Consider the following 25,419-nt stretch of genomic DNA (forward strand, 5'->3'; position numbering starts at 1 on the left):
TCATGGCATCACCCTCGCAATGGCAGTGGCGCGGCGGGCAACGGGCACGGCGAGACGCTGGCTCCGGACTGTACGGGCCACTGCGGCGAAGGGCGAGAAGAAGGATGGGGAATGCGGCGCAGCAACCCACGCCGTGAAGACACGGGGCAGGAAGGGCCATGGGGAATGGGGGCATGCGTGCAACATAGACGGATCTCACGGAAAACAAATGAATGTTCTCCGTATTCGGGAAGGCTCCCGGGCGCACGCAGCACACGCCAGGCGGGCATTCTAACCATCCGGGCGATGGTCTGTGCTGAGATTTTGCATCGAAATGTTGCCATGGAACATGTCCGGAGACTGGAGCGGAGTTGTGTCGTGGGCAGCACCGCACCAGCCGAACTGGACTGGGCCACTCTTTTTCCAGCTGAGGTTTGTCCCTTTTGCGATCCCGCTCGGCATAACAGAACGATAATGATTCCCAGTTCCCTGGGGTCGACTCTGCCTAGCACGGACACCCTCGATGCCTTCCGACACTTCGCGTTTCCCGGTAATGTTCTGCGCTTCATTGCTCCTGGCGGCTGTTCCCCCGGCACTGGCCGAATCGTCAACGGCCGCCCGCGAGCAGACCGGCCAGCGACAGTACTTCGCCATTCCCGCCGGCCCCCTGGGCCAGAGCCTGACGCGTCTTGCCGAACACACAGGCGCCCGCCTGGCGTACGACTCGCGCCTGGTGGACGGCTACCATGCGCTGCGCCTGGAGGGGCACTACAGCATCGCCGGCGCCCTCGAAGCCCTGCTGGCCGGCAGCGGCCTGGCGGCCTTCGATACCGGCACCGGTTACCTGATCCGCCGCGACCAAGGCAGTGACGAACAGGCCGTGCGCCTGCAGCCGACCAACGTCAACAGCCTGCACAACGAGGACGAGCAGCGCTTTTCCAACCCCTTCGCGCTCAGCGCCGAACAGATCGAAAAGCGCCCCCAGACCAACAGCAACCTCACCGACCTGTTGCGCAGCCACCCGGTGGTGCAGTTCTCCAACAGCAGCCAGAGTGGCCTGAACCAGGGCGAGATCAAGCCCGATTCGATTTCCATCCATGGCTCGCGCCCTTACCAGGGGCTGTTCAGCCTGGACGGCATGCGCATGAACAACGACCTCGATCCGGTCGACCCCGGCAACGGCGTGACCTTGGCCTCGGGCACCTCCAGCGAGCAGGGCTTCTACCTCGACAGCCGCCTGATCGACAGCCTCGAAGTGCATGACTCGAACATTTCCGCACGCTACAGCGGTTTCACCGGCGGCGTGGTCGAGGCCACCTCGCGCAGCTGGCGCGGCGGGCAGGGTGGGCGCGTTTACTACCGGCACAGCGATGCCGACTGGAACCACACCTTCAGCGACAGCCGCCTGGACTTCGACAGCGCCAACAACAGTGTCGACCGCCCGGCACGCTTCCAGCCCAAGTACCAGAAGAGCGACTACGGCGCCTGGGGCGAGACCCAGCTTGCGGACAACCTCGGCGTGGTGGTCAGCGCCTCGCGGCGCGATTCGAAGATTCCCATGCGTGATCTGGGCGGGCAGGCGGTCATGGTCGAGGGTACGGAACTGGTGCCCATCGACAGCCCGGCCAGGAATCGCCAACAGCGCCGCCAGTCCGACAACCTCTCGGCCAAGTTCAGCCTCTATGCCTCCCCGGAGACCACGCTGCACTGGACAGTGCTGTACTCCGGTTACGAAGAGCAGATGTTCCAGAACAGCATTGCCGACTCTGGTTATCGCAACAGCCACGATGGCCTGGGCAGCATACTCAAGCTCGAACAATTGACCGACCTGGGGCGCCTGGACCTGTCGGCCAGTTATCGGCACATGACCGACGAGCGTGACGGCGATACCGACTTTCGGATCCTGGTGCGCGACTTCACCGACTGGCGGGCCCCAAGGAACTACCAGTATGGTGGCCCAGGCAGCCTGGAGAGCTACCAGAACACCGTCGAACTGTCTGGCCAGTTCGCATTCGATCAACTGCGCACCGGAGTACTGGGGCACCAGGTGACCGTCGGGGCAGGGGTCAACCAGGTCGATGCCGAATTCAAGCGCGATCAGACCTACTACTCGGCAACCTTTACCGGCATGCAGGACTTCTACAACCTGCAACAGGTCGACGCTTTCTTTGCAGGTTCCGCATCTACCCGCTACACCAGCTACCACCTGTTCCTCGAGGATGCCGTGGAGTGGGGCCGGGTGACCGTGCGCCCCGGCGCACGCCTGGACCGCGACGACTTCGTCGGGCGCAACAACCTGGCGCCGCGCCTGGCGCTCTCCTGGGACGTGCAAGGTAACGGCGACACGGTGCTCAAGGCCGGTGCCAACCGTTACTACGGCAGCTCGATGCTCACCTACGCGCTGTATGGCGCGCAGAACGGTGGCCTCAAGCATTGCTACGGCGACGCCAGCTGCCTGGAACTGAACGACAACGGCGACGGCAACTGGGACGCCACCCCCGACTACGAGGGCCTCGACAGCCTCAAGACCCCCTACAGCGACGAGCTGATGGTGGGTCTCAGCCAGCGCTGGGGCAACAGCCTGTGGTCGCTGCAGTACGTCAACCGCAAGCACCGTGACGAAGTGCGCAGCCGGCCCAAGTACCCAGACAGCCGCGCCAGCGACAAGCGCAGCGTCAAGCAGTTCACCAACGACAGCAAGACTGACAGCGACAACGTCTACCTCAGCGTGAGCATGCTCGATCCGTTGCGCTGGCAGGGCGCCGAGCATGTGTTCGGCGCCTCCCTGGCCTGGCAGCGCACCCTTAGCGACACCGCGCTGGAACTGGGTTACACCGATATCGACCTGAGCATGAAGCTCGATCCGGACAAGGCCTGGTACAACGGCAAGGTGATCAGTGCCAAGGACTTGCCCGCCACCGATTTCAACGCGCCCTGGAAACTCAACCTGGACTGGCAGGCTACCTGGCAGGCCCAGGGGCTCTCGTTGTTCAACCGGTTGACCTTCGAAAGCAGCCGTGACCAGGTCTACAAGCACGACACCGATGCCGACGGCTACTACACCCTGCCCGACAGCGGCCTGCGGGTGCGCAAGTACAGTTCGGCGCGGATCGGTTCGCTGTGGCGCTGGGACACCAGCCTGCAATGGAAGCCGGCATTCGCCGGTGGGCTGGGCTTTACCGCCGAGGTGAACAACCTGTTCAACACCCGCAACCAGAGCGACACCCTCAACTGGCGTGGCGGCACCTACAAGGTGTACCAGCCGGGACGCCAACTGTGGCTGGGGCTGTCCTATGACTTCTGAGCGCTCGCTGCCGCTGAACCGACTGCGTCAGTTCTGGGCCATCTCACGGCCGTTCTGGTGTTCGCGCCAGGCCTGGCCAGCCTGGGTGCTGTTGGCTGCGGTGCTCGGCCTGACCCTGTTCGGGGTGTGGCTGAACGTGCGCCTGAACGCCTGGAACGGTGACTTCTACAATGCCCTGCAAGCGGTCGACGGCGGCACGCTGTACCGGCTCCTGTACCAGTTCGCCGGCCTGGCGGTGGCGATGATCCTGTCGGTGGTGTACGCCGACTACCTGCGCAAGCAACTGCTGATCCGCTGGCGTACCTGGCTTACCGAGCATATCGCCGGGCGCTGGCTGTGCGCCGATGCCTGCCACTATCGCCTGCAAGTGCAAGGGCGCGAGCCGGACAACCCGGACCAACGGATCGCCGACGACGTGCGGCAGATGGTCGAGCTTACCCTGCAACTGTTGCTGTCGTTCATCCGCGCGCTGCTGACCCTGGTTTCGTTCGTGGCCATCCTCTGGACCCTCTCGGGCAGCTTCGGTTTCACCTTGTGGGGCAGCGCGTACCATCTGCCTGGCTACATGGTCTGGGCGTGCGTGCTGTACACCGTGGTGGGCATCGGCCTGACCCGTTGGATCGGCGGCGCGCTGCAGCGGCTGAACTACCAGCAGCAACAGCGCGAGGCCGACTACCGCAGCGCGCTGATCCTGCGTCGGCGCGGCAGTGAGGCGATCGCCGGCCAGCGGGGCGAGGCCAGTGAGCGCAAGGCCCTGGGCCGGTGCTTCGCCGAAGTGGTGGGCAACTGGTACCAGCTGATGCGCGCCGAGCGCAATCTGGCGTTCTTCACCGTGGGCTACAAGCAGGTGACGATCATCGCGCCGTTCTTCTTCGCCTTGCCAGCGTTCCTCGCCGGGCAGCTTCAGCTCGGCGGGCTGATGCGCATCCAGTCGGCGTTCGGCCAGGTTTCCAGCTCGCTCAGCTGGTTCATCCATGCCTATCGCGACATCGCCCTGTGGTCGGCCTGTGTGGAGCGGCTGCACGGTTTCGTCAGTCTGCTCGACACCAGCCCTGGCCAGCCGACGGAGGACGGCGCGTCGCGCCAGGCGTTGCTGGAGGCACGCCTGGGTGTCGAGCATGCCGATGGCCGTCCGCTGCTGGCGCCGCTGACCCTGCACCTGCTACCCGGCAGCCTGACCCTTTTGCGTGGGCGTTCCGGGCTGGGCAAATCCACGTTGTTGCGTACGCTGGCCGGCTTCTGGCCCCATTACCAAGGCACCCTGATCTGCCGCGCCGAGGTGTTCTGGATACCCCAGCAAGGGTATCTGGCGGAGGAAACCCTCGCCGAGTTGCTGGCCTATCCCAGGCCGACGGACACCTTCACCGAGCTGCAGCTGCACCAGGCCCTGATGGAAGTCGGGCTAGGCGAGTGGACGGAGCGGCTGTGGCTGCGCGCTGACTGGCGCCAGCGGTTGTCCGGTGGCGAGCAGCAACGCTTGCTGTTCGCGCGCCTGCTGCTCAACCGCCCACGCTTGTTGCTGCTGGACGAGATCACCTCGGCCCTCGACCCGGATACCGCCAGCGAGCTGCTGTCGCTGCTGCACAGGCGTCTGTCCGACAGCGCGATCCTGCTGGTGAGCCACCAGCCTCACCTGTCTGTCCTGGCCGATCAAGTGATCGACCTGGGTGGCGTCCCCTATGCTGCAAAGGAACCCCTCGCCGATGTTCACTAGAATCCTGCTGCTCACCTGTTCATTGAGCCTGGCGGCCTGCAACGTCACCCCCTCGAGCACTGCCGAGCACGTCGAAGCTGCCAAGACGCCGGGCGAGCTGCCGGTGCGCCCGGGCCTGCGTGACTACCGACTCGACAATGGCCTGCGCGTTCTGTTGCTGCCACGCCAGGCGCCTGGCGTGGAGCTGCGCCTGCTGGTGGCCAGCGGCTCGATGCAGGAAACCGCAGAGCAGCGCGGCCTGGCGCATTTTGTCGAGCACATGGCGTTCAAGGGTAGCCGCCACTTCCCCGGCAAGTCCGGCCTGCAGGCGCTGGAACGCGAAGGTATCAGCCTTGGGCCCGACATCAATGCCGCGACCCGCTTCAACAGCACGCTCTACAAGCTGTCACTGCCCGACGGCGAGACCGACTTGGCGTTGCGGGTGATGGCCGATTGGGCCGGGCAGGTGAGTTTCGAACCAGCCGCCTTCGAGGCCGAGCGCGAGGTGATCGTCGAGGAGTGGCGCTTGCGTCAGGGCGTCGGCCAGCGCATCAACCAGCAACTCGAAGCGCTGCGCTACGCCGATAGCGACTACCGCCAACGCGACCCTATCGGCGACCTGGATATCATCCGCCATGCACCACTGCACCAGGCCTTGGCCTACTACCGCGATGGCTATCAGCCGCAACGCATGACGTTGGTGGTGGTCGGCAGCTTCGACGAAGGCAAGGTGCGCCAGGCGATCCACCGGGGGTTCGCCGGCATGCCCCGTGGCCAGGCCGTCAGCTCGACACCGCCCGCGTTCCATGGTGGTACCGACCTGCGGGTTGCCCAGGTGTTCGATGCCGAGCAAGGCCAGCGCCTGTTGCAGTTCACCTTGCAGCGCGACCTGGCGGCGCCACTCGACACACAGAACGGCCAGTGGCGCGACCTGATCGACGCCCTGTGGCTGAGCGTGTTCGACGAACGCCTCGAACTGCTGGTGGAACAGGGTGGTTTTGCCAGCGCTGGCACGGCCGAGCGCTCGACCTTGCTCGATGCGCGGCGGGCCCAGTACCTGTTCCTCCTGCGCTTGCGCGATGACGATCTGCCCGGCGCCGCCGAACGCCTGTTCACCGAGTTGCGCAGGCTGGCCGTGCAGCCGGTCAGTGCCGGCGAACTGCAGGCGGCCAAGCATCGTCTGCTGGAGAAACTGCAGGGCCAGGCCGCCGCCCAGGAACGCTATGCCCATCCGCTGCTTGCCGATGGTCTGGCCGATGCCCTGGAGTACCGCATGCCGATGTTCGACAAGCGTCAGCAACTGGCCCTGACCGAAGCCTGGCTGCCGCGTATCGCTGCCGATCACCTGCGTGCGGCGGTGGCCGAGCTGTTGCAGCAGGCTTCGCCGCGGCTGGCCTTGATCGGGCCGGACAGCGATGCCGGGCGTTTCGATGACCGCCACCTCCAGGCCGTATGGCAGCGGGCGCTGGTCAGCCAGCCGGGGGCGTTCGCCTTGCTGGCGGGCCCGCAGGCGCTGGACCTGGCGCAGCCCAGGCCCGGCAGTCTAAGTGACATGCCCGGGCTGGATGAGGTGGGCGCAGTTCAGTGGCGGCTGGGCAATGGTATCCGGGTCATCGTCAAGGCTGATGCCAGCTTGCAGGACAATGTACGCCTTGAGCTGCGCCAGGCCGGTGGCAGCTCGCTGGAGGCCGAAGGCCTGGCTGGCCAGCAGCACTGGGCCATCCAGTTGGCCGAGCGCAGTGGCTATGGTGGCTACTCGCCGCGTCAGCTGGCCCGCCTGGGTGACAGCCTGGGCGTGCGTGTGCAGCCGTTCAGCGAGAGCCTGTTCCATGGCGTGCGCGGCACCGCGCCGGCCGACCAGATGGAGGCGTTGTTCAAGCTGCTGAACCTCAAGCTGACGGCGGCGCGGTTCGATGCCGGGCAACTGGATGCGCTGCGCCAGCGCATGGCCGATGACTTGCAGCGTCAACCCGCCGAGCGGCGCTACATGGATGCGATCAACCGTGGCGCCTACGCCAATGGCCAGCATCTGGTCAGCGACCCGCAGGGGCCTTGGCGGCACTTCGACGCGGCGCAACTGGCGCGTGCCCATGGCGAGCTGTTCGGCGTGCGACCAGGCATGACCCTGGTGGTCTCCGGCCCCGTGAACCTCGCGCAACTGCGCAGCCTCAGCCGCACCTGGCTGGCCAGTCTGCCGGTCGCCGACAGCACCCGGCCACACTGGCGTGACCGTGGCGTACGCCCGCTGCACCAAGCGATGAACGAGGCCTATGCCTGGTCGAGCAGCCCGAAAAGCATGGTCAGCGTGCTGTACAGCAGCCCGGCCGACTGGCGGCGCGAAGATGTGCTGGCCTTGCAGATGCTGGACCAGGTCGCCAGCCTGCGCTTGCGTCAGGCGATCCGTGAGGACGCATCGGGCGTCTATGCCATTGGCTTCTCCCAATTGCTGGCGCGCCTGCCATCGCCTTACTACCTGGCGCGGCTCAATTTCACCGCTGCCCCGGGCCGGGCCGAGGCGCTGGCAGCCCAGGCCCGCGGGGTGATCCAGCAGATCGCCGATGGCGGTATCAGTGCCAGCGAGTTGCAGCAGGCTCGGCAAACGCTGCTCAACGACCAGCGCCAGCAGCGGCGCAGCGCGTCATACTGGAGCGAGGCCCTGATGCAGGTGGCCATGACCGATGATGATTTCAACGCCCTGGCCGCGGAGCCCGAACATGTGCGTGCGCTCGATCTGCACAGGGTCAATGGCCTGGCGACCCAGTGGCTGGGCCGCAACCCCAAGCAGTTCGTGCTGGCGCCGAAAAACGTCAACAGGGACCTGTAGATGGGGGCTCAGGCCGTCGGCACCAGTGTTGCCCAATAGCGGCTGCGGTAGCGTACCTGCACCGGCAGCACCTGGCCCAGGGTCGCCAGCACCTGTTCGGGCTGGTGCAGGTCGAAGGACCCGGAAATGCGCAGTTGGGCGATCCTTGGATCGCAGCGCAGGATGCCCGGCCGGTAGCGGTCCAGCTCCTGGACGAACTCGCCCAAGGGCATGCCTGCGCTGATCAGCAGGCCGCGGGTCCAGGCATCGGAGGCCAGCGGCAACGGCCTGCGCTCAAGGTGGTGGCGGGTCAGCAGCAACTGCTCGCCGGCCGCCACGCGATGTTCGCCATCGGCCAGCACCACGCCGACCTGGCCTCGATACACCGAAATGCGCGTCGGCTGGTCATCCAGGGCGCGGACGGCAAAGCGGGCCTGGTCGGCCTGGATCAGCGCCTGGCCGCTGCGAACCTGGGTGAGCGAAGGCAACATCTGGCGCGAGTCGACCATCACCTCGCCACGCCGCAGGGCGATCAGCGTGCCGTGGCTTTGCGCCTGGATGTCCAGGGCGGTGGCGGTATTGAGGTCAAGTGTCAGCCGCTCGTCCAGTGCCAGGCGTTGCTGTTCGCCGGTGGCGGTACGCAGGTCGGCGCCTAGGGACGGCCAGGCCAGTTGCTGGCCGGTATAGGCCATGCCGGCGGTACCCCCGAGCAGCAGGCACAGCTTGCCGGCGAAGGCGCGTCGCGAAATGGCCGACGGGGTGGCGCGCCATGCCGAAAGCAGCAGCTTGCCGTCGTCGCCCGACAACCGTTGTTGCAGTGCCTGCACCCGTTGCCAGGCCTGGCGATGGGAGTCGGACTCGTCAATCCAGGCCTGCCAGCGCTGGCGCCGCGGGTCCTCGGCATGGGCCTCGCGCAGCTCGATATACCAGTCCAACGCGGTCTCGATGCATGCCTGCGCGCCGTGGTCGTCGCTCATGCTTGCAGTTCCAGGCAGTGCAGCAGGGCCGTGCGCATGTACTTTTTCACCGAGCTCACCGTCACCCCGAGCTGTTCGGCTGCTTCGGCGTACTTCAGGCCGTCGAGCTGGCACAGCAGGAACGCCTGGCGCACCTTGGTCGGCAGATTGGCGAGCAGGCGATCGAGGGCGTACAGGCTTTCGAGCAGCGAGCAGGTCAGCTCCGGCGAAGGCGCCAGTGCTTCGGGCAGTTGCTGCAGGGTGGCGAGGTAGGCACGCTCCAGCTCCTTGCGGCGCACCTTGTCCACCAGCAGGCCGTGGGCGATGGTGCGCAGGAACGCGCGGGGCTCGCGCAGGCCTTCGAGGTTGCGGCCCAGGACCTTGACGAAGGTGTCCTGGGCCAGGTCGGCGACTTCGCTGGAACAGCCAAGGCGCCGTTGCAGCCAGCCCTTGAGCCAGCCGTTGTGCGCCTGGTAGAGGTCGGCGACGACATTATTGGAGTTCATCGTGGTTCGGCTACGTCGGATTAAAGGCTAATGATAATCATTGATGATTCATTGTGCCATCAATCTGCGCGGTCGAATGCCGACATAGAATCAGCGCTGCACTTCGGTGCCTGCACTGTGGGGGCGGGGTGGGACATGGGTGATCCAGGCGCAGGCGCACAGTGCGATCCCCGCCACGTTCAGCGAGACCGGGTTGAAGGCGTCCACCAGCATCGACGGCTGCATCACCGCCACATCCACCAGCAGCCCAAGCAGCACGCCTGCGGCGACCAGTAACGGCCAGGCCAGGCTCGGCATCAGCAGCAGTGCGGCGAGCACCAGTTCAGCTACGCCGGCAATTTGTGACAGCCAGGCTGCATGCCCGAGTCCGTGTGCCTGCAACAGCAGCTGCTCACCGGGGCTGAGGAACAGCAACTTGGGCACCAGCCCGTGGTAGGCGAAGATGAACGCCAGGCTGGCGCGCGCCAGCCAGTGCACCTGGCGCAGGCGCTTCATGGCTGGGCCTCGAGAAAGCGTCGCTGGTGGTCCGGGCTCGGCAGCAGGCATTGGTCGTGCTTGCCGAACAGGCGATAGCGATTGAGTGCCACGCGATCGTACAGCCAGTCCCGTAGCCCCTGCGGGCAAATGCGCAGTACCCGCAGCAGCGGCCAGGCGCCGGGCAGTTGCCGGACGATTTCGAAAAACGCCGCGGAGCGCACCCAGCAGTTCTGGTCACGGATCACCGCCATGGTGTCGAACGCCGCTAGCGGCAGGCCCGCCCAGGCGAGCAGCGCCTGGCCTTGCGCTGACTGCACCGTGGCCAGGCGGATACGTTGATGGCGATCATGGCGGATCACGAATTTCGCCCAGCCGTTGCACAGCTTGCATACGCCGTCGAACAGCAGGACGGTTTCCCCTGGCGCGAGCAGTGGCGCAGGGGTGGGGCGTTTCAGAGCAGCGGGCATGGTTTGATTCCGTTCAGGCGGTGGGGCGGTATTCTATAGCGTTCAGGCAGGCGAAGGCGCCTGCACGCGCAACGGGTGGATCACCTGCACATGCCCTGGCCTGCACCCTGTAGGTCGAAGCCGGTATGATACGCCCCCGCCAGCGGAGTGCCCCATGGCTAAAGACATCGACAACCCTTGCGTTTCGCTATGCCAACTCAATAGTGAGCTGTGCGTCAGCTGTGGCCGGACCCGGGACGAGATCCGCAAATGGCGCGGCATGAAGCGCCCGGAAAAGATGGCGACCGTGCAGCGCGCGGCGGCGCGTATGAAGGCCATCGTCAAGAAGAACGCCAAGCGCCAGGTCATGGCGTCGTGAACGGGTAGTCCGAGGGTTCGAAGCGTTGGTGCGTGTCCATTTGGACGCCACGCAGATGCGCGGTTTCCTCGAACACGGCATACAGCGGGTCGGCGGCATAACCGATCAGCAGCGCGCGGCGCGGTGCACCGCTGGCGTTCAGGCTGCCGGCATGTACCAGGTCGACATCGAACACCAGGGCGTCGCCCGCTCGCCCGGCAAGCTGGACGCTGCGTGATTCGTCACTGAAGTCGAAAGGTGGCGCGTCCGGGGCGGGGCGATGGCTGCCGGGGACGATACGGGTGGCTCCGTTGTCCGGGCCGTAATCATCCAGGTAGACCATCACCCCCACCGTGTCGCCCGGGCGCTGCGCCGACAGGTCACGGTGCAGGCGCTGATGGCCACCCCCGGCAACGGGGGCGCGCCCCTCGACCTGGTAGAGGAAGAACCGTTCGCCGATCAACGCGCCAACCGCTGCCAGCACATGCGGCAAGCGGCAAACGGCCTGGACCGCTGCTGCGCCATCCAGTTGCGCATGACGCCAGTCCCCGGCGCGGGGCACCGGCCAGTCCTCCGAAGGTTTCACCCCGTCCTCGAACACCCGACGCAGCTCGTCCAGGCATTGTGCCGGGATCGCCTGGCGGAGCAGGGCATAGCCCGCCTGGTGGAGCTGTTGGTGATGGGGCATGGCACTCTCGTTATCCCTGTCAGTCGTGTGTTGGCCAAGGGTAGTGAGCCTGGTCGGCTTTTGCGAGCGCCACGGGTAGCGTGCGTTTGGCCAATCACTTCTAGACTTGCGCACATCACCTGTATCCGTGGGAGAGGCCCATGCGCAGACTCTGGCAAAAGTACCTGGCACTGCTCGACGCCGACCTCAGTGCCAAGGTGTTCGACAACTTGAAGAACCTGCTGGTGTGCGCGCTGCTGTTCGCCGCAGGCACCGAGGCGATTCACGGTGACCAGCAGATCCTGCTGGGCTTGTGGGTGTCGAGTTTCACTGGCTGGGGGCTGATCCTGGTATCGGCGCTGTTGCTGCTGCTGAACGTCAGCGATACCTTGCACCGGCTGGCCAAACTGCCTTATCACACGGCGCTGCAGGTGATCCTGTGTTTGCTTTACCTGGTGCTGGCTTCGCGGGTGGTCGAGATCGTCTGGAGCTTCCGGGCGGAGTAGGGGCTGGCGAAGCCATGAAAGATGCCCGCGCGACCCGTTGCGGCTCGTCCGGCGGTATGCCAAGACATTCGCCGGCGAATCCCGGATAATACCTGCCATTTTCCGCCCCGCTTCCTGGTACCTCCTCGCATGGAAATCAAGGTCAATTTTCTCGACAACCTCCGTCTCGAAGCCAAGTTCGACGACTTCACGGTGATCGCCGACCAGCCGATCCGCTACAAGGGCGATGGCTCGGCCCCGGGGCCGTTCGACTACTTCCTGGCCTCGTCGGCCCTGTGCGCGGCGTACTTCGTCAAGCTGTACTGTCAGACCCGCGACATTCCGACCGAAAACATCCGCCTGTCGCAGAACAACATCGTCGACCCCGAGAACCGCTACAACCAGATCTTCAAGATCCAGGTCGAGCTGCCCGAGGACATCTCCGAGAAGGACCGTCAGGGCATCCTGCGCTCCATCGACCGCTGCACCGTGAAGAAAGTGGTGCAGACCGGCCCCGAGTTCATCATCGAGGAGGTCGACAACCTCGACGCCGATGCCCAGGCATTGCTGATGCCGGTGTCGGACACCACCACCTACATCCCCGGCAAGGACCTGCCGCTGGAGCAGACTATCGCCAACATGTCTGCCCTGCTGGCGGAGCTGGGGATGAAGATCGAGATCGCTTCGTGGCGCAACATCGTGCCCAACGTCTGGTCGCTGCACGTGCGCGACGCGCAGTCGCCGATGTGCTTCACCAACGGCAAGGGCGCGACCAAGGAGGCGGCGCTGGCCTCGGCGCTGGGTGAGTTCATCGAGCGCTTGAACTGCAACTTCTTCTACAACGACCAGTTCTGGGGCGAGGACATCGCCAACGCCGCGTTCGTGCACTACCCCAACGAGCAGTGGTTCAAGCCTGGGCCCAAGGACGCGCTGCCGGCCGAGATCCTCGACCAGCACTGCCTGGAGATCTTCAACCCCGACGGCGAGCTGCGCGGCTCGCACCTGTACGACACCAATTCGGGCAACAAGGAGCGCGGTATCTGCTCGCTGCCGTTCGTGCGCCAGTCGGACGGCGAGACGGTGTACTTCCCGTCCAACCTGATCGAGAACCTGTACCTGAGCAATGGCATGAGCGCCGGCAACACCCTGGCCGAGGCGCAGGTGCAGTGCTTGTCGGAGATCTTCGAGCGGGCAGTCAAGCGCGAGATCCTCGAAGGCGAGCTGTGCCTGCCGGACGTGCCGCAGGAGGTACTGGCCAAGTACCCGGGCATCGTCGCTGGCATCCAGGGGTTGGAGGAGCAGGGCTTCCCGGTGCTGGTCAAGGACGCGTCGCTGGGTGGTGAGTTCCCGGTGATGTGCGTGACCCTGATGAACCCGCGCACCGGCGGCGTGTTCGCTTCGTTCGGTGCCCATCCGAGCTTCGAGGTGGCGCTGGAACGCAGCCTCACCGAACTGCTTCAGGGCCGCAGCTTCGAGGGCCTGAACGATCTGCCGCAGCCGACCTTCGACAGCCTCGCGCTGACCGAGCCGAACAACTTCGTCGAGCACTTCATCGACTCCAGCGGCGTGGTGTCGTGGCGCTTCTTCAGCGCCAAGGCCGACTTCGAATTCGTCGAGTGGGACTTCTCGGGCCACGGCGAGGACTCCAACCAGCAGGAGGCGCAGACGCTGTTTGGCATCCTCGAGGACCTGGGCAAGGAGGTGTACATGGCCGTGTACGACGACCTCGGCGCCACCGCCTGCCGCATCCTGGTGCCGGGCTATTCGGAGATCTACCCGGTCGAGGACCTGATCTGGGACAACACCAACCGGGCGCTGGGTTTCCGTGCCGACATCCTCAACCTGCACCAGCTGGACAACCGCTCGCTGAAGCTGCTGCTCAAGCGTCTGGACAATGCCGAGGTGGACGATTACACCACCATCACCACGCTGATCGGCGTCGAGTTCGACGACAACACGGTGTGGGGCCAGTTGACCATCCTCGAGCTGAAACTGCTGATTCACCTGGTGCTGCAGCGCTTCGAGGACGCCAAGGAACTGGTCGAGATGTTCCTGCAGTTCAACGACAACACCGTCGAGCGTGGGCTGTTCTACCAGGCGCTGAACGTGGTGCTGGAGGTGGTGCTGGACGATGAGCTGGAGATGGCCGACTACGAGGCCAACTTCCGTCGCATGTTCGGCAACGAGCGGATGGACGCGGTGCTGGGCTCGGTGGATGGCAGTGTGCGTTTCCATGGCTTGACCCCGACCAGCATGAAGCTCGAGGGGCTGGACCGCCACCTGCGCCTGGTCGAGAGCTACAAGAAGCTGCATGCCGCACGGGCGAGGGCGGCTGGGTTGTACAACTGATCACGTCTTGAATGCCAAGGGCCGCGTAAAGCGGCCCTTTCTTTTTCGGTCAGCGTTCTGCACGGTTCGCGTTTAATCCTTTGCGCTTTACCGACCTCCAGCTGCGACGATGCACCACAGTTGCGCACTGAACAGGGTTGGTCTTAGCTGTTGCGGGCCCGGCGAGCGGTTGTCGCCCGTCGGGGAAGGATTGTCAGGGATAGACCCAAGGAGGGTTGGATGAACAGGAAAATGCTGGCAGGCGCGATACTGCTGTGGATGTGCTCGATGACGGCGCAGGCCGATTGCGCGGTGCTGGGGCCGTGGGAGGAACCTTGTGCCGGCCCGGTGCTGGGCCCGACGACCTGCGTGTGCGAGCGCTGATCACCGCGAAGGTGCAGGGAAGAATCAATCATTGACCAGGAGTTTACCCATGAAGAACGTCATGTTGGCTGTACTGCTGCTGTGGGGCTTTTCCGTGACGGCCCAGGCGTCGTGCCCGGTATTCGGCCCAGGCGAAGACCCTTGCGCGGGACCTGTGTTCGGGCCTTCCACCTGCGAGTGCCCTTGATCCCATGGCCGCCTGAGACGGCAGGCGCGAGCTTGCGCGGCGGATAACGGCCGGGCTGGCTGCACAACGATCACTACGTATTCGAGGGGCGTGGAACCTCTCGATGGGCGTGCAGCCCGGCCAGCACCTCGGCGGCGGTGGTGACGTGACCGAAATGGTGTTTCCACAGCTCGATGCCCAGTTGCCCGGAGCGGTCCAGCGAGGAACCCATGGTCAGGTCGGTCACCAGTGTCGGGGTAAGGCCTGCATCGAACAGGGCGAAGCCTGCGGCCAGCACGCAGGTCTCGGTCTGCAGCCCGCAGACCAGCACCCGTTCGACGCCGAGGCTTTTGATGTGGTCGAGGGTCTCGGCGGTCTGGCCGTAGCCATGCTTGACGAACACCTTGTCCGCCTCGACCAGGGCCACGTCCTCGCTGGCCGGGTGCCAACCGAGCTGGCGCTGGAAAGGCGTGACCTGCTCGTCGTGCAGCTCGACCGAGGCGATGGTGGGGATATGCGCCGACAGCACGCGGATGCCATCCACCAGTTTCTCGGAGGGGCTGAAGGTGGATTGCACATCGACGATGAGCAGGACTTGCTGCATGGCGGTTTTCCGGGCGAGGTTCGAAGGCTGGCGAGTATACCGCCGCACGCCGGTTTTTTGCGGCAAGGGGCTCTCTATGAACGTGTCGCGTTCACCGGACAAGCCGCTTCAGGGCCTCACCTGCAATTTCGCGGGTCAGTTTCTCTGCGCCCAGGTGCCTTCCCAGGCGTAACGCCTGCCCGGCCCACAGGTTGCTGAAATCACTGTTGCCTTGCGGGTCGCTGATCGCGCGCAGCGGCATGAGCGCGCCGCCGGCCAACGGGAAGCGTGGGGCCAGGGCGCTCATCGGGCCTAGCTCGCGCATGAGGCGGTTGTTGATGCCGCGGGCCGGGCGGCCGGTGAACAGGTTGGTCAGCGCGGTATCGCTGGCGGAGGCGCTGTCCAGGGCGTGGCGGTGCGCAGGTGAGACCTTGGCCTCGGGGCAGAACAGGTAGGCGGTGCCGATCTGCACCGCCGAGGCGCCCAGGGCCAGGGCGGCAAGCAGGCCGCGGTGATCAGCCACGCCGCCTGCCGCGATCACCGGCAGGCTCACCGCGTCGACGATCTGCGGCACCAGGGCGAAGGTGCCGATCTGGCTGGTGATGTCGCTGCTGAGGAACATGCCGCGATGGCCGCCGGCTTCATAGCCCATGGCGATGATCGCGTCGCAGCCATGCTGTTCCAGCCAGATCGCTTCCTCCACCGTGGTGGCGCTGGACAGCACCTTGGCACCTGCCGCCTTGACCCGCTCCAGCAGCGCCGGCGCTGGCAGGCCGAAGTGGAAGCTGACCACTTCCGGGCGCAGTTCTTCCACCAGCTTGCAGCTTTGTTCGTCAAAGGGCGCGCGATTGGACACCGGCGTCGGCGTCTCGAAGTCCGCGCCGACTTCCTCGTAGAAGGGCTTTAGCGCCTGTTTCCAGCGAGCGTCTTGCTCGGGGTCTGGCGCCGGCGGTTGGTGGCAGAAGAAGTTCAGGTTGAGCGGACCCTGGCAGGCGCTGCGAAAGGCTTCGATCTCGCCACGCAGCTGCTCGCTGGAGAGCATGGCGCAGGGCAGGGCGCCCAGGCCTCCGGCATGACCGACGGCAATGGCCATGGCTGAGCCGGTGGCGCCGGCCATGGGCGCCTGGAGGATAGGCAGCTCGATGTTCAGCAGGTCGAGGATGCGGCGGTCTGGCCAGGTGCTCATGGGCGACTCCTTGAGTGCGGTGGGATCCAGAGTGGCTACAGGGCCTTGCTGACCTGGATGTCGCTGATCTTGTCGGCGTCGTCGCCATGGATCTTGCGCAGGGCTTCCTGTGCCTGCGCCATGGACGCGTCGGTCATCAGGGCGAAATCCCAGCGGCGTTCGCCGTCGAGCTTGTACTTGATCACGTACTTGATGGTCTGGGTCATGCTGGTCTCATCCGAGTTTCGACGACGAGCGACGAATGATCTTGATCTTGTGGGTCAGGGTTGGCTTGCGCGTCACGGAGATCGGGCGGGTGGTCACGGTGTCGATGGTGATGTTCCAGAAACCGGTGCTGGGTACGGTGATCTTCGCCGGAAATTTCTCGAAGTGGCCACCGTGGTAGGTATGCCGGCCGCCATTCTTGAAGCTGCGGAAGTTGGCGTCGTTCATCAGGCGGATGTTGCAGCGCTGGGAACACTCGATGACGACGATGTCGTCCTCGTTCAGGTGTTCGCGCTGGTGTACGAATTTCATGGGGCGCTCCGCAAGGATTGTTTCTGCAAACGCGAAAGATATCACGATGTGAGGTTACACTTGCGCCCGGGCTGACCAAGCCAAGGAGATTTCCGCCAGACGTGGGAGCAAAAACGCCTGGACGTGGTCAGAGGATGACTTTGAAGTTGGAGAGTGTGTGCATGAAATGGGTAGTAGCGGCAGCGGTGCTGGCATTGGGAGGCTGTGTCAGCGTGACGGAACTCGAGCAGTCCCACGCCACCTTGGACGTGATCTCTGGCAAGACGCCACGTGAGTACGCCGACTGCGTGAAGCGCAAGCTGGCTGAAACGCGTGATCCGTTGCAAGAGGAGGTGCGCGGTGAAAACCTGCGCCTGACCGTGCCGCAGAAGCTGACGGCTGGCGTGGGGCCGGCGGCGCTGCTCGATATCGACAAGCGCGGCAGCGGCAGCGCGATCAAGGTCTACGAGCGGTTGAACAATTTCCCGCTGCGCCTGGGCGATGTGCGCACGGCCGCCACCCAATGCATCTCCGGTTCTTGATCCAGCTCAGTTAATCGGCAATTAGCTGGCGTATTGCCATTTTCCTTCCCGGCGGCACGTTGTCGCAGGCCGGGGAATAGGCCTAGTATTTCTGGGCTTATATCGTTTGAGCCTAAGCTTATAACAAGGAAATGGAGCCTCCGTGATGAAACCCCTGAGCCATGTCGTGATCGGCAGCCTGCTGATCTTGGCCTGGCCCTCGGCGCACGCTGCCGACGGCCAGAAAATCTTCAACCAGGGCGGGCAGAATCCCGCCGCCATGGCCTGTCTGGGCTGCCATGGCGCGGACGGCAAAGGCATCGCCGCCGCCGGCTTTCCCCGCCTTGCCGGCCTGCCCGCCGGCTATCTGAGCAAGCAATTGCAGGACTTTCGCAGTGGCAGCCGCAAGCAGGCGGTGATGGAGCCGCTGGCCAAGGCCCTGGACGATACGGAAATCGAAGCGATCAGCGCCTATTTGGCCAAGCTGCCGGCCGATGCCGCACCTGACACGCGGCGTCAGCAGATCACCACCGATCCGGTGGCCCGCCTGGCCATCTACGGCGACTGGAGCCGCAAGATTCCCGGTTGCGTGCAGTGCCATGGCCCGGGTGGCAGCGGTGTCGGCGAGCACTTCCCGCCGTTGGCCGGGCAGCCGGCCAGCTACCTGGTGGCACAGCTCAACGCCTGGCGCGATGGTAGCCGCAGCAACGACCCCAACCAGCTGATGGTGGATGTCGCCAAAGCGATGACCGATGCCGAGGTCAAGGCAGTTGCCGACTACTTCGCACAGCCGGCAAGCCAGGAGGTCAAGCCATGAAGACCCTTATGCCAACCCTGCTGCTGCTGGCCATGGGCACTGCCCAGGCCGCCCCTATTGCCATGGAAGACCAGTCCCAGCTCAAGGTGCCGGGCGTGCAGGCGGCCCCGCAATTCGTACCGCCCGCGGAAAGCGCCATTCCGGACAACGCCTTCGGCAAGATGGTCCGCGAAGGGCATGCGCTGTTCGTCGATACCCGCAGGCTGATGCCCGAAGCCGTCGGCAATGGCCTGAACTGCAGCAACTGCCACCTCGACCAGGGCCGCCTGTTCCATTCCGCGCCGCTTTGGGGCGCCTATCCGATGTACCCGGCGTACCGTAAGAAAAACGACAAGGTCAACACCTTCGCCGAACGCATCCAGGGCTGCTTCACCTTCAGCATGAACGGCAAGCCGCCGGCGGCCGACAGCCCGCAGATGACCGCGCTGAGTGTGTATGCCTACTGGTTGTCGACCCAGGCGCCGACGGGGGTGGAGATCGCCGGTCGCGGCTATCCGGACGTGCCGAAGCCCAAGGATGGCTACGACTTCAAGCGCGGCAAGCAGGTGTATGACGAACAATGCGCGATCTGCCACGGCGGCAACGGCGAAGGGCAGAAGGTGGCCGGGGAGTACGTGATGCCGCCGCTGTGGGGCAAGGACTCGTACAACTGGGGGGCCGGCATGCACCGGATCAACACCGCGGCGTCGTTCATCAAGTACAACATGCCGTTGGGCAAGCCCGGCAGCCTGAGTGACCAGCAGGCCTGGGACGTGGCAGCCTGGATCAATCGCCATGAGCGACCGCAGGATCCGCGCCTGGTCGAAGGCTCGATCGAGAAGACCCGGCTGAAGTTCCATGCCAATGACGGGGTCAACCTGTATGGGCAGAAAGTCGATGGCGTGTTGATCGGGCAGGGGATCGGCGGTTGAGCTGAAACCCTCGCGGGGCAAGCCCGTTCCCACGCCCCGCAAGGGGCGATCGTGGGGGCGGGCCCGTCCCGCCATGACGCTGCCAGGCGCTTAAAATTCACGGCCTTCAGGAACTATCTACACTGGAATATCTCTATGATGGCATCGGCCAGCGCGGGGGGCATTGTAAGGTGACCGCCGCCTGATTAGACTGCGCCGAATTTCGTACGCAAAGCCCTTGTTAAGGACGTATATGATCAAGAAATGCTTGTTCCCGGCAGCCGGTTACGGCACCCGCTTCCTGCCCGCTACCAAAGCCATGCCCAAGGAAATGCTGCCGGTGGTCAACAAGCCACTGATCCAGTATGGCGTTGAAGAAGCGCTGGACGCTGGCCTCAGCGAGATCTCCATCGTCACCGGCCGTGGCAAGCGTGCCCTGGAAGACCACTTCGACATCAGCTACGAGCTGGAAAACCAGATCAAGGGCACCGACAAGGAGAAGTACCTGGTCGGCATCCGTCGCCTGCTCGACGAGTGCTCGTTCTCCTACACCCGCCAGACCGAAATGAAAGGCCTGGGCCACGCGATCCTGACCGGCCGCCCGCTGATCGGCGACGAGCCGTTCGCCGTGGTGCTGGCCGACGACCTGTGCGTCAACCCGGAAGGTGACGGCGTATTGACCCAGATGGTCAAACTGTTCAAGCAGTACCGCTGCTCGATCGTTGCCATCCAGGAAGTCGACCCGCAGGAAACCAACAAGTACGGTGTAATCGCCGGCGAAATGATCCGTGACGACATCTACCGCGTGACCAACATGGTCGAGAAGCCGAAACCGGAAGACGCGCCGTCGAACCTGGCGATCATCGGTCGCTACATCCTGACTCCGGACATCTTCGACATCATCGCCAACACCGAACCTGGCAAGGGCGGCGAGATCCAGATCACCGACGCCCTGCTGCAACAGGCCAAGGATGGCTGTGTGATCGCCTACAAGTTCAAGGGCAAGCGTTTCGACTGCGGTGGCGCCGAGGGTTACATCGACGCGACCAACTTCTGCTTCGAGAACTACTACAAGACTGGCAAGGCGTACTGAGTTCGCCCGGCAGGTCCAGAAGCCACCCCTCGGGGTGGCTTTTTTGTCTGTGGCAGGTAACGGCGCTATGCTGGGCGCCTGCCTAGGAGACTGAATGCATGGCCTACGATTTTGATCTGTTCGTGATTGGCGCCGGTTCCGGCGGTGTGCGCGCGGCGCGATTCGCCGCGGGCTTCGGTGCCAAGGTGGCGGTGGCCGAGAGCCGTTACCTGGGGGGCACCTGCGTCAATGTCGGCTGCGTGCCGAAGAAACTGCTGGTGTACGGCGCCCATGTGGCCGACGAGCTGGAACAGGCCGCTGGCTTCGGTTGGACCCTCGAGGAGGGGCATTTCGACTGGGGTACGTTGATCGCCAACAAGAACCGCGAGATCGAGCGCCTCAACGGCATCTATCGCAACTTGCTGGTCAACAGTGGCGTCACCCTGCTGCAGGGACATGCCCGGATCACCGGCGCCAATGAAGTAGAGGTCGAGGGTCAACGTTATACGGCGGCTACCATCCTGATCGCCACCGGTGGCTGGCCACAGGTGCCCGACATCCCCGGCAAGGAGCTGGCGATCACCTCCAACGAAGCCTTCTACCTCAAGGCATTGCCACGTCGAGTACTGGTAGTGGGGGGCGGTTATATCGCCGTGGAGTTCGCCGGTATCTTCCAGGGTCTGGGCGCCGCTACCACGCTGCTGTATCGCGGCGACCTGTTCCTGCGCGGTTTCGACGGCTCGGTGCGCACGCACCTGAAGGAAGAACTGGAAAAGCGCGGCATGGACCTTCAGTTCAACGCCGATATCCAGCGCATCGACAAACTCGATGACGGCAGCCTCAAGGCCACCCTCAAGGATGGTCGCGAGCTGGTGGCCGATTGCATCTTCTACGCCACCGGCCGGCGGCCGATGTTGGACAACCTGGGCCTGGAAAACACCGGGGTGGAGCTGGATCCGCGTGGTTTCATCCGTGTCGATGAGCAGTTCCAGACCACCGAGCCTTCGATCCTGGCCATCGGCGATGTGATCGGCCGGGTGCAACTGACGCCGGTGGCCCTGGCCGAAGGCATGGCTGTGGCCCGACGTCTGTTCAAGCCTGAGCAGTACCGGCCTGTCGATTACCAGAACATCCCGACAGCGGTGTTCAGCCAGCCACCGATCGGCACCGTGGGCCTGACCGAGGAACAGGCGCTGGCCGCCGGGCACAAGGTGCAGATCTTCGAGAGCCGCTTCCGGGCGATGAAGCTGACCCTCACCGACATCCAGGAGAAGACCTTGATGAAGCTGGTGGTCGACGCCGAGACCGACAAGGTCCTGGGCTGCCACATGGTCGGCCCGGATGCCGGTGAAATCATCCAGGGGCTGGGGATCGCCCTGAAGGCCGGCGCGACCAAGCAGCAGTTCGACGAGACCATCGGCGTGCACCCGACCGCCGCCGAAGAGTTCGTGACCATGCGTACCGTCACTCGCTGATACGCCTTGTCGCGGGGCAAGCCCGCTCCCACGCCAGTTATCGCCGGGCGTGGGAGCGGGCTTGCCCCGCGATGCTTTTGACCCCGCGCAATCCTTTGCTCAGCCCAATCCCTTCTATTAATAATCGCGCCTTATAGCCAAAACCAATCGCAAGCATGAGCTTTGCCAATGAGCCTTTAACGGGACCAGCGGTTAGGATTCTCTCCGTCAACTGATTTCAACCCATTGAAATTCAATCCATGAAGGAGCGTCTCTCATGCCTATCATCAACAGCCAGGTCAAACCGTTCAACGCCACCGCCTACCACAACGGCGAGTTCGTCCAGGTCAGCGAAGCCGACCTGAAAGGCAAGTGGTCCGTCGTATTCTTCTACCCAGCCGACTTCACCTTCGTCTGCCCAACCGAACTGGGCGACCTGGCCGACAACTACGCCGAGTTCCAGAAACTGGGCGTGGAAATCTACGGCGTGTCCACCGACACCCACTTCACCCACAAAGCCTGGCACGACACCTCGGACACCATCGGCAAGATCAAGTACCCGCTGATCGGTGACCCGACCCACGTCATCTCGCGCAACTTCGACGTGCTGATCGAGGAAGCCGGCCTGGCCGATCGCGGTACCTTCGTGATCAACCCGGAAGGCCAGATCAAGATCGTCGAACTGAACGACGGTGGTGTAGGCCGCGATGCTGCCGAGCTGCTGCGTAAAGTGAAGGCTGCCCAGTATGTCGCCGCGCACCCAGGCGAAGTCTGCCCGGCCAAGTGGAAAGAAGGCGAAGCTACTCTGGCACCGTCCCTGGACCTGGTCGGCAAGATCTAAAGCGAAGCCTTTGATCATGTGCCAATCGCGGGCGGTAGGCAGCCGCCAAAGCTGAAGCAGTTACCGCCCCGTAAAAACGCCCGGGCGATCTCGCCTGGGCGTTTTTGTATCCGAGTATTGAAAAAGGAATCGCCCGTATGTTGGACGCCACGCTTAAATCGCAACTGAAAACCTACCTGGAGCGGGTCACCCAGCCGATCGAGATCGTTGCTTCCCTCGACGACGGCGCGAAGTCCCGCGAATTGCACGACCTGCTGGTGGAAATCGCCAGCCTGTCGAACCTGATTACCTTCGCCGCGGACGGCACCGACGCCCGTCGGCCATCGTTCTCGCTGAACCGCCCGGGCGCCGATATCAGCCTGCGCTTTGCCGGCATTCCCATGGGTCACGAATTCACTTCCCTGGTGCTGGCGCTGCTGCAAGTCGGTGGCCACCCCTCCAAGGCCAGTGCCGAAGTGATCGAACAGATCAAGGCGCTTGAAGGTGAGTTCACCTTCGAAACCTACTTCTCGCTGTCGTGCCAGAACTGCCCGGACGTGGTCCAGGCGCTGAACCTGATGGCGGTGCTCAACCCCAACGTGCGCCATGTGGCCATCGATGGTGCGCTGTTCCAGGATGAAGTGGAAAGCCGCAAGATCATGGCGGTGCCGAGCGTCTACCTGAACGGCGAAGTGTTCGGCCAGGGGCGTATGGGCCTGGAAGAGATCCTCGGCAAGATCGACACCAATGCCGGTGCCCGCCAGGCCGAGAAGATCAATGCCAAGGACGCCTTCGACGTGCTGGTGGTCGGCGGTGGCCCGGCCGGTGCTGCCGCGGCCATCTACGCTGCGCGCAAGGGCATCCGGACCGGTGTTGCTGCCGAGCGTTTCGGTGGGCAGGTGCTCGACACCCTGGCCATCGAGAACTTCATCTCGGTGCAGGAGACCGAAGGGCCGAAGCTGGCCACGGCCCTGGAAGAGCACGTCAAGCAGTACGACGTCGACATCATGAACCTGCAGCGCGGCGAAGCGCTGATCCCGGCCACCGGCGGCGGCCTGCACGAAGTGCGCCTGGCCGGGGGCGCCTCGCTCAAGGCCAAGACCGTGATCCTGGCCACCGGTGCCCGCTGGCGTGAAATGAACGTGCCGGGCGAGCAGCAATACCGCGCTCGCGGCGTGGCCTACTGCCCGCACTGCGATGGCCCGCTGTTCAAGGGCAAGCGCGTGGCGGTGATCGGTGGCGGCAACTCCGGCGTGGAAGCGGCCATCGACCTGGCCGGTGTCGTTGCCCAGGTGACCCTGATCGAGTTCGACAGCCAGCTGCGTGCCGATGCCGTGCTGCAGCGCAAGCTGCACAGCCTGCCGAACGTCAAGGTGATCACCAGCGCGCTGACCACCGAAGTGCTCGGCGATGGCGAGAAGGTCACCGGCCTGCGTTACAAGGACCGCACCACCGATGCGTTGCACGACCTGGCACTGGAAGGCATCTTCGTGCAGATCGGCTTGCTGCCGAACACCGACTGGCTCAAGGGCACCGTGGAGCTGTCGCCGCGCGGCGAGATCATCGTCGACGCCAAGGGCCAGACCAGCATTCCGGGTGTGTTCGCTGCCGGTGACGTGACCACGGTGCCGTACAAGCAGATCGTCATCGCAGTGGGCGAGGGCGCCAAGGCGTCGCTGGCCGCCTTCGATCACCTGATCCGCACTTCGGCCCCGGCCTGACCGCCTGTGGGTGCAACGCAAAAACGCCGCCATCCCTCGGGGATGGCGGCGTTTTAGTGAGTGTCGCCTGCCTCAGGCCGGTTTGCCCAAGGCCGCGTCGGTGGCCTTGCCACGCCCGCCCAGCCACACCAGCAGCAACCCGGCCGCCGCCAGCATGCCCCCGGCCATCGGCACCGCCGCGTAGCCCAGGTCCAGGCTGATCACCGCGCCGCCCAGGGCCGCGCCCACGGCATTGCCCAGGTTGAACGCGCCGACGTTGATCGACGACGCCAGCCCCGGTGCTTCGGCTGCGGCGATCATCACCCGCATCTGCAGCGGCGGAACCACGGCGAAGGTGAACATCCCCCAGACCAACAGCGCCAGCGCCGCGCCGACATGGCTGCCCAGTACCAGCGGCATCAGCAACATGATCGCCGCCAGTGCACCGAGGAATATCTTGGCGGCGCCGTCCAGCGACCAGTCAGCCAGCTTGCCGCCCAGGCTGTTGCCCAGGGTAAAGCCGACGCCGATCAGTACCAGGCCGAGGGTGACGAAGCTGGCAGAGGCGCCGGTCAGTTCGGCGAGCACCGGGGCGACATAGGTGTACAGGGTGAACATGGCGCCTGCGCCGAGCACGGTGGTGGCCATGGCCAGCAGCACGTTGGGACGGGCGATTACCGCCAGCTCCTTGCGGACATGGGGCACGTTGCCGCGCTCGCCCTTGGGCAGTGCATACCACAGTGCGGCGATGGCCAGCAGGCCGAGCACCGCGGTGCCGGCAAAGGCCATGCGCCAGCCGACCTGCTGGCCGAGCCAGGTGGCGGCCGGCACGCCGCCGATGTTGGCGATGGTCAGGCCCATGAACATGGTGGCCACGGCGCTGGCCTGCTTGTCCCGAGGCACCACGCTGGCGGCCACCACCGCGCCCAGGCCGAAGAAGGCGCCATGGTTGAGGCTGGTGATCAGGCGCGAGACAAGCAGGGTGTAGTAGTCCGGCGACAATGCCGACAGCAGGTTGCCCAGGGTGAAGATGCCCATCAGCATCATCAGCGCGGCACGCTTGCCGAAGCGGCTGAACAGCAAGGTCATGATCGGCGCGCCGACCATGACGCCGATGGCATAGGCGGTGATCAGCATGCCCGCGCTGGGAATGCTGGCGCCGACGCCATCGGCGATCACTGGCAGCAGGCCCATGGGGGTGAACTCGGTGGTGCCGATGCCGAAGGCGCCGATGGCAAGGGCGAACAGCACCCGTTTGGGGGAAAGCGTGCTCATTGGGAGCTCCGAAAAAGCGTTTGAAATCAGGGAGGTGGGCCTCCATGCCCGAAG

At 64.6% G+C, this 25,419-nt stretch carries 25 protein-coding genes; 15 read left to right on the plus strand and 10 right to left on the minus strand.

The window, feature by feature from the left end; translation table 11 throughout:
• Positions 1–502 precede the first annotated feature (502 nt).
• The 3 genes from DFS21_RS09685 to DFS21_RS09695 are packed head-to-tail and all read left to right on the plus strand — an operon-like array spanning position 503 to position 7,800.
• A complete protein-coding gene (locus tag DFS21_RS09685) occupies positions 503–3,283 on the plus strand; it encodes a TonB-dependent receptor plug domain-containing protein (RefSeq protein WP_111532200.1) in 2,781 nt (926 codons plus the stop codon).
• On the plus strand, positions 3,273–4,997 hold the full coding sequence (locus tag DFS21_RS09690; protein WP_218281289.1) for an ABC transporter ATP-binding protein/permease: 1,725 nt from the start codon (positions 3,273–3,275) through the stop codon (positions 4,995–4,997). Before DFS21_RS09685 ends, DFS21_RS09690 begins: the two co-directional genes overlap by 11 nt.
• A complete protein-coding gene (locus DFS21_RS09695) occupies positions 4,987–7,800 on the plus strand; it encodes a pitrilysin family protein (RefSeq protein WP_110703659.1) in 2,814 nt (937 codons plus the stop codon). Before DFS21_RS09690 ends, DFS21_RS09695 begins: the two co-directional genes overlap by 11 nt.
• 8 nt (positions 7,801–7,808) lie before the next feature.
• Here the strand turns inward: DFS21_RS09695 and DFS21_RS09700 are convergent, their stop codons facing one another.
• The 4 genes from DFS21_RS09700 to DFS21_RS09715 form a co-directional block, all read right to left on the minus strand.
• Positions 7,809–8,756 carry a FecR domain-containing protein gene (locus tag DFS21_RS09700; RefSeq protein WP_110703657.1) on the minus strand — a complete coding sequence of 316 codons (948 nt, stop codon included), beginning with the start codon at positions 8,754–8,756 and terminating at the stop codon, positions 7,809–7,811.
• Complete coding sequence (locus DFS21_RS09705) at positions 8,753–9,241, minus strand: sigma-70 family RNA polymerase sigma factor (RefSeq protein ID WP_110703655.1); 489 nt, start codon at positions 9,239–9,241, stop codon at positions 8,753–8,755. The genes DFS21_RS09700 and DFS21_RS09705 overlap by 4 nt, the downstream gene beginning before the upstream one ends.
• Positions 9,242–9,331: 90 nt before the next feature.
• Positions 9,332–9,736 (minus strand): DoxX-like family protein, encoded by a 405-nt coding sequence (locus DFS21_RS09710; protein ID WP_110703653.1) that lies wholly within the window; start codon positions 9,734–9,736, stop codon positions 9,332–9,334.
• Entirely contained in the window at positions 9,733–10,185 is a 453-nt protein-coding gene (locus DFS21_RS09715; protein ID WP_110703651.1) for a thiol-disulfide oxidoreductase DCC family protein, read from the minus strand. The genes DFS21_RS09710 and DFS21_RS09715 overlap by 4 nt, the downstream gene beginning before the upstream one ends.
• 154 nt (positions 10,186–10,339) lie before the next feature.
• Between DFS21_RS09715 and DFS21_RS09720 the strand changes: the two genes are divergently transcribed.
• Positions 10,340–10,543: a DUF1289 domain-containing protein gene (locus tag DFS21_RS09720; RefSeq protein WP_046855125.1), complete on the plus strand. Its 204-nt coding sequence runs from the start codon at positions 10,340–10,342 to the stop codon at positions 10,541–10,543.
• Here DFS21_RS09720 and DFS21_RS09725 read toward each other — a convergent pair.
• Positions 10,530–11,210 carry a phytanoyl-CoA dioxygenase family protein gene (locus tag DFS21_RS09725; RefSeq protein ID WP_110703649.1) on the minus strand — a complete coding sequence of 227 codons (681 nt, stop codon included), beginning with the start codon at positions 11,208–11,210 and terminating at the stop codon, positions 10,530–10,532. The two genes, DFS21_RS09720 and DFS21_RS09725, sit on opposite strands and share 14 nt — an antisense overlap.
• Before the next feature lie 140 nt (positions 11,211–11,350).
• Between DFS21_RS09725 and DFS21_RS09730 the strand changes: the two genes are divergently transcribed.
• The 4 genes from DFS21_RS09730 to DFS21_RS09745 all read left to right on the plus strand — a co-directional run bounded on the left by DFS21_RS09730 (position 11,351) and on the right by DFS21_RS09745 (position 14,573).
• Positions 11,351–11,695, plus strand: a complete 345-nt coding sequence (locus tag DFS21_RS09730; RefSeq protein ID WP_023630028.1) for a hypothetical protein — start codon at positions 11,351–11,353, stop codon at positions 11,693–11,695.
• A gap of 129 nt (positions 11,696–11,824) precedes the next feature.
• A complete protein-coding gene (locus DFS21_RS09735; RefSeq protein ID WP_110703647.1) occupies positions 11,825–14,023 on the plus strand; it encodes an OsmC domain/YcaO domain-containing protein in 2,199 nt (732 codons plus the stop codon).
• Between the two features lie 219 nt (positions 14,024–14,242).
• A complete protein-coding gene (locus DFS21_RS09740; protein ID WP_111532201.1) occupies positions 14,243–14,386 on the plus strand; it encodes a hypothetical protein in 144 nt (47 codons plus the stop codon).
• A 49-nt stretch (positions 14,387–14,435) separates the two neighbouring features.
• Positions 14,436–14,573, plus strand: coding sequence for a hypothetical protein (locus tag DFS21_RS09745; RefSeq protein WP_110703645.1), 138 nt, complete (start codon positions 14,436–14,438; stop codon positions 14,571–14,573).
• A 73-nt stretch (positions 14,574–14,646) separates the two neighbouring features.
• On the opposite strand, the gene DFS21_RS09750 is transcribed toward DFS21_RS09745, so the two are convergent.
• The 4 genes from DFS21_RS09750 to DFS21_RS09760 form a co-directional block, all read right to left on the minus strand.
• Positions 14,647–15,156, minus strand: a complete 510-nt coding sequence (locus tag DFS21_RS09750) for a cysteine hydrolase family protein (protein ID WP_110703643.1) — start codon at positions 15,154–15,156, stop codon at positions 14,647–14,649.
• A gap of 91 nt (positions 15,157–15,247) precedes the next feature.
• A complete protein-coding gene (locus DFS21_RS09755) occupies positions 15,248–16,321 on the minus strand; it encodes a nitronate monooxygenase family protein (RefSeq protein WP_111532202.1) in 1,074 nt (357 codons plus the stop codon).
• 35 nt (positions 16,322–16,356) lie between these two features.
• Complete coding sequence (locus tag DFS21_RS26725; protein ID WP_173862430.1) at positions 16,357–16,527, minus strand: hypothetical protein; 171 nt, start codon at positions 16,525–16,527, stop codon at positions 16,357–16,359.
• Between the two features lie 7 nt (positions 16,528–16,534).
• Positions 16,535–16,837, minus strand: coding sequence for a DUF1883 domain-containing protein (locus DFS21_RS09760; protein WP_046855131.1), 303 nt, complete (start codon positions 16,835–16,837; stop codon positions 16,535–16,537).
• 161 nt (positions 16,838–16,998) lie between these two features.
• On the opposite strand from DFS21_RS09760, the gene DFS21_RS09765 reads away from it, so the two are divergent.
• The 7 genes from DFS21_RS09765 (at position 16,999) to ahpF (ending at position 24,111) form a co-directional block, all read left to right on the plus strand.
• On the plus strand, positions 16,999–17,358 hold the full coding sequence (locus DFS21_RS09765; RefSeq protein WP_023631137.1) for a hypothetical protein: 360 nt from the start codon (positions 16,999–17,001) through the stop codon (positions 17,356–17,358).
• 145 nt (positions 17,359–17,503) lie between these two features.
• Entirely contained in the window at positions 17,504–18,154 is a 651-nt protein-coding gene (locus DFS21_RS09770) for a cytochrome c (RefSeq protein ID WP_102682877.1), read from the plus strand.
• Complete coding sequence (locus tag DFS21_RS09775; RefSeq protein ID WP_110703633.1) at positions 18,151–19,065, plus strand: c-type cytochrome; 915 nt, start codon at positions 18,151–18,153, stop codon at positions 19,063–19,065. The genes DFS21_RS09770 and DFS21_RS09775 overlap by 4 nt, the downstream gene beginning before the upstream one ends.
• A 232-nt stretch (positions 19,066–19,297) precedes the next feature.
• The gene (gene galU / locus DFS21_RS09780) at positions 19,298–20,137 is read left to right on the plus strand and encodes a UTP--glucose-1-phosphate uridylyltransferase GalU (RefSeq protein WP_023631140.1); all 840 of its coding nucleotides are present in this window, start codon (positions 19,298–19,300) and stop codon (positions 20,135–20,137) included.
• A 98-nt stretch (positions 20,138–20,235) separates the two neighbouring features.
• Positions 20,236–21,591 (plus strand): glutathione-disulfide reductase, encoded by a 1,356-nt coding sequence (gorA, locus tag DFS21_RS09785; RefSeq protein ID WP_102682875.1) that lies wholly within the window; start codon positions 20,236–20,238, stop codon positions 21,589–21,591.
• Between the two features lie 256 nt (positions 21,592–21,847).
• Positions 21,848–22,411: an alkyl hydroperoxide reductase subunit C gene (gene ahpC / locus DFS21_RS09790; protein ID WP_023631141.1), complete on the plus strand. Its 564-nt coding sequence runs from the start codon at positions 21,848–21,850 to the stop codon at positions 22,409–22,411.
• A 137-nt stretch (positions 22,412–22,548) separates the two neighbouring features.
• The gene (gene ahpF, locus DFS21_RS09795) at positions 22,549–24,111 is read left to right on the plus strand and encodes an alkyl hydroperoxide reductase subunit F (protein WP_111532203.1); all 1,563 of its coding nucleotides are present in this window, start codon (positions 22,549–22,551) and stop codon (positions 24,109–24,111) included.
• A 72-nt stretch (positions 24,112–24,183) separates the two neighbouring features.
• On the opposite strand, the gene DFS21_RS09800 is transcribed toward ahpF, so the two are convergent.
• Positions 24,184–25,365: an MFS transporter gene (locus DFS21_RS09800; RefSeq protein ID WP_110703629.1), complete on the minus strand. Its 1,182-nt coding sequence runs from the start codon at positions 25,363–25,365 to the stop codon at positions 24,184–24,186.
• Between the last annotated feature and the right edge of the window lie 54 nt (positions 25,366–25,419).

The sequence above is a fragment of the Pseudomonas sp. 2848 genome, assembly GCF_003253945.1.
Taxonomy (GTDB): domain Bacteria; phylum Pseudomonadota; class Gammaproteobacteria; order Pseudomonadales; family Pseudomonadaceae; genus Aquipseudomonas.